The organism is Amycolatopsis tucumanensis, from assembly GCF_021654135.1.
Lineage (GTDB): Bacteria > Actinomycetota > Actinomycetes > Mycobacteriales > Pseudonocardiaceae > Amycolatopsis_E > Amycolatopsis_E tucumanensis.
Map to the genome: position 1 here is coordinate 1 of NZ_JAKGSD010000120.1, position 3887 is coordinate 3887.

General features: G+C 70.9%; 4 protein-coding genes. 1 reads left to right on the top strand and 3 read right to left on the bottom strand.

Features of this window, described 5'->3' with window-relative positions; translation table 11 throughout:
* The 3 genes from L2C96_RS43965 to nicT all read right to left on the bottom strand — a co-directional run.
* The coding region (locus L2C96_RS43965; RefSeq protein WP_237340305.1) for a heavy metal translocating P-type ATPase at positions 1–1963 on the bottom strand (1963 nt) is incomplete at its 3' end.
* Positions 1964–1967: 4 nt separating this feature from the next.
* On the bottom strand, positions 1968–2177 hold the full coding sequence (locus L2C96_RS43970) for a heavy-metal-associated domain-containing protein (RefSeq protein WP_017986270.1): 210 nt from the start codon (positions 2175–2177) through the stop codon (positions 1968–1970).
* On the bottom strand, positions 2170–3234 hold the full coding sequence (nicT, locus tag L2C96_RS43975; RefSeq protein ID WP_020416535.1) for a Nickel transporter NicT: 1065 nt from the start codon (positions 3232–3234) through the stop codon (positions 2170–2172). The genes L2C96_RS43970 and nicT overlap by 8 nt, the downstream gene beginning before the upstream one ends.
* Positions 3235–3388: 154 nt before the next feature.
* Here nicT and L2C96_RS43980 point away from each other — a divergent pair, with 154 nt between their 5' ends.
* Positions 3389–3670, top strand: coding sequence for a metal-sensitive transcriptional regulator (locus L2C96_RS43980; protein WP_017986268.1), 282 nt, complete (start codon positions 3389–3391; stop codon positions 3668–3670).
* The last annotated feature ends 217 nt before the right edge of the window (positions 3671–3887 follow it).

The following is a 3887-nucleotide window of genomic DNA, read 5'->3' on the forward strand; positions in this document are numbered from 1 at the left end:
TCGCCTCGATCGCGACGTCGGTGCCGGTGCCCATCGCCAGGCCGAGGTCGGCCTGCGCGAGCGCGGCCGCGTCGTTGACGCCGTCGCCGACCATCGCGACCCGGTTCCCCTTGTCCTGCAGGCGTTTCACCGCGTCGACCTTGTCGGCGGGCAGCACCTCGGCGATCACCTCGGTGATGCCGACCTCGCGGGCCACCGCCTTCGCGACGGTCTCGTTGTCCCCGGTGAGCAGGACCGGCCGCAGCCCCAGCGCCGTGAGCCGGCGCACCGCTTCGGCGGACGTGGGCTTGACCGTGTCGGCCACCACCAGCAGGCCGCGCACCCGGCCGTCCCAGCCCGCCGCGACGACCGTGCGGCCCAGCTCCTCCGCCTCGGTCTTGGCCCGCGCGAGCGCGTCCGGCAGGTGCAGGCCCCAGTCGGCGAGCAGCGCGGCGCGCCCGACCACGACCGCGCGGCCGTCGACCACACCCTGCACGCCGAGGCCCTCGACGTTGCGGAACTCCTCGACGGGCGCGTGCTCGTCCACGGCCGCGGCGATGGCCTTGGCGACCGGGTGCTCGGACGCGTGCTCCAGCGAGCCGGCCATCCGCAGCAGCTCGTCGCGGTCCTCGCCGTCGGCGACCCGCACGTCGACCAGCGACATGCGGCCGGTGGTGACCGTGCCGGTCTTGTCCAGCACGACCGTGTCGATCCGGCGGGTCGACTCCAGCGCCTCCGGGCCCTTGATGAGGATCCCGAGCTGCGCGCCCCGGCCGGTGCCGACCAGCAGTGCGGTCGGCGTGGCGAGCCCGAGCGCGCACGGGCAGGCGATGATCAGCACCGCGACCGCCGCGGTGAAGGCCGAGGTGGTGGGCTCGCCGAGCGCGAGCCAGGTGACCAGGGTGCCCAGCGCGAGCACCAGCACGATCGGCACGAAGATCCCGGACACGCGGTCGGCCAGGCGCTGGACCTGCGCCTTCCCGGTCTGCGCCTCCTCGACGAGCTTCGCCATCTGCGCGAGCTGCGTGTCCGAGCCGACGCGGGTGGCGCGCACGACGAGCCGCCCGCCCGCGTTGACGGTGGCGCCGACGACCGCGTCGCCCCGACCGACCTCGACCGGCACCGACTCGCCGGTCAGCATGCTCACGTCGACCGCCGACGAGCCCTCCTCGACCTCGCCGTCGGTGGCGATCTTCTCGCCCGGCCGGACCACGAACCGGTCCCCCACGACCAGCTGCGACGCCGGGATCCGCACCTCGGCGCCGTCCCGCAGCACCGCGACGTCCTTGGCCCCCAGCTCGAGCAGCGCACGCAGGGCGGCGCCGGCGCGGCGCTTCGCACGGGCCTCGAAGTAGCGCCCGGCCAGGATGAACGTGGTCACCGCCGTGGCCACTTCGAGGTAGATGCGGCTTTCGCTGCTGCGCTCGATGGTGAGCTCGAACGGGTGCCGCAGCCCGATCTCGCCGGCGTCGGTGAACACCAGCGCGTACACCGACCACAGGTAGGCCGCGAGGGTGCCGACCGAGATCAGCGTGTCCATCGTCGCGGCGCGGTGCTTGAGGTTCGTCCACGCCGCCACGTGGAACGGCAGGCCGGCGCCGAACACGACCGGCGTGGCCAGCGCGAGGGAGATCCACTGCCAGTAGTCGACCTGCCAGGCCGGGACCATCGCCAGCACGACCACCGGCAGCGACAGGACCGCCGCCGCGAGCACGCGGTCCCGCAGGCCGGTGACGTGGTCTTCCTCGTCCCCGGCCGGTTGCGGCAGCGTGGCCGAGTACCCGGCGGCCACGACCGTGTCGACCAGCTTCTGCGGGTCCACGCCCGACGGGAAGCTGACCTTCGCCTTCTCGGTGGCGTAGTTGACCGTGGCGGTGACCCCGTCGAGCTTGTTCAGCTTGCGCTCGATCCGGTTCGCGCACGAAGCGCAGGTCATGCCGCCGATGGCCAGTTCGACCTCGGCGCGCTCGGGGGCGGCGGTCATCGCGTCACCGGGAGGCGAGCTCGTACCCGGCCTCGTCGATGGCAGCGCGGATCGCGTCATCGCTCAGCTCGGCGGCGCTCACCACGGTGACCGAACCGGTCGGCAGATCGACCTTGACGTCCTGGACGCCCTCGATCTTCGTGACCTCCTCGGTGACGGAGGCGACGCAGTGCTGGCAGGTCATCCCGGTGACGGTGTAGACGGTCTCAGTCATGTTCCGGACTATACCCCCTACCCGTACCGGGCGTAACCCAGCGTTCCTCGATGCGGCCGAAGCGCCACACCGACCAGGCGACTACCCAGGTCAGGACGAACAAACCCACGATCACGAACCCCGCGTGGTCGAGGTTTATTTCGGCGATCCAGGCCAGCAGGCCGCTCGTGATCCCCGCCTGGTCGACGAGCACGGAGATCAGCTCGATCACGCCGATGACCAGGGCGACCACGACGGAGAGGGCGGTCACGGTGATGTTGTAGAAGATCTTGCGCACCGGCCGCGCGAAGGCCCAGCCGTAGGCGTAGTTCATGAAGTAGCCGTCGGCGGCGTCGAACAGGGTCATGCCTGCCGCGAACAGGATCGGCAGCACGAGGACGGCGTACCAGGGCAGGGCGAACGCCGCCGCGCCGCCGGCCAGGACCAGCAGGCCGACCTCAGTGGCGGTGTCGAACCCGAGGCCGAACAGTACCCCTACCGGGTAGATGTGCCACGGTTTGCGCACGGCGGCGGTGGCCTTGCCGAGGATGCGGTTGAGCAGGCCGCGGCTGGCGAGCTTCGCTTCGAGTTCGGCCTCGTCGAACTGCCCGCGGCGCATGTCGCGGGCGACGCGGAGGATGCCGACCAGCACGACCAGGTTGATGACGCCGAGCAGGCACAGGAACGTGCCGGACACGGACAGGCCGATCACGCCGGTGACGTCGTGCAGCGTGGAGGAGTCGTCCTCGACCTCCCCGGCGAGCGCGCGCACGCCGAGTGACAAGAGCAGGCACAACCCGAACACGATCGTGGAATGCCCGAGGGAGAACCAGAAACCGACGGTGAGCGGCCGCTGCCCGTCGGCGATGAGCTTGCGGGTGGTGTTGTCGATCGCCGCGATGTGGTCGGCGTCGAACGCGTGCCGCATGCCGAGGGTGAAGGCCGTGACGCCGAGACCGACGCCGAACACCCCGGACGCGCCGATCTCGAAGTGCTGCGGCACGACCAGCAGGAGCAGGACCCCCCAACCGGCGAGGTTGAGCGCGAGGATGACGCCGACCATGCCCGCCACCGACATCCGTTCCCGCCTGCCGAGCGGAGTCCGATCACTCACGGGATAACCTCCATCACCTGTTCAGGTAAACAGATGAACAGACGGCCCCATCGGACGCAAGGGTGCGGATACGGGGAGCGGGTATGATGGCGGGAGTTTTTCGAGAGCGGAGGCGGACATGGCGAGCTACAGCGGAGACAAGGACGCCTACCTCAAGCGACTGCGCCGGATCGAGGGCCAGATCCGCGGGCTGCAGCGGATGGTCGAAGAGGACAAGTACTGCATCGACATCCTGACGCAGGTCTCCGCCGCGACGAAGGCGCTGCAGTCGTTCTCGCTCGAACTGCTCGACGAGCATCTGTCGAGCTGCGTGGTGGACGCGGCCCGCGCCGGCGGCCGGGAAGCGGAAGTCAAGGTCCGCGAAGCGAGCGACGCCATCGCACGCCTCGTGAAGTCCTGACCTGGCTTTTCGCCTCACGCCTCGAAGTCCGGGCAACCTCGCACTCACCAGCACCCACAGCGCCGCCGCACCGAGCTCATCCCACGAATTTGCGGCCACGGCCATCGCCACCCAGCCGCCCGATCCGCGCGCGTGACAGCACCGGCGCAAGCGGGCACCCACCCCGGCCGCCGCACCCCTGCGACCCCCAGCCACCGCGCCGGCCAGCGGCCGACCG

What these genes read in the sequence shown, in the direction of transcription:
- nicT (WP_020416535.1), bottom strand. Translation starts at nt 3,234, where the DNA reads ATGTCGGTGGCGGGCATGGTCGGCGTCATCCTCGCGCTCAACCTCGCC.
- L2C96_RS43970 (WP_017986270.1), bottom strand. Translation starts at nt 2,177, where the DNA reads ATGACTGAGACCGTCTACACCGTCACCGGGATGACCTGCCAGCACTGC.
- L2C96_RS43980 (WP_017986268.1), top strand. Translation starts at nt 3,389, where the DNA reads ATGGCGAGCTACAGCGGAGACAAGGACGCCTACCTCAAGCGACTGCGC.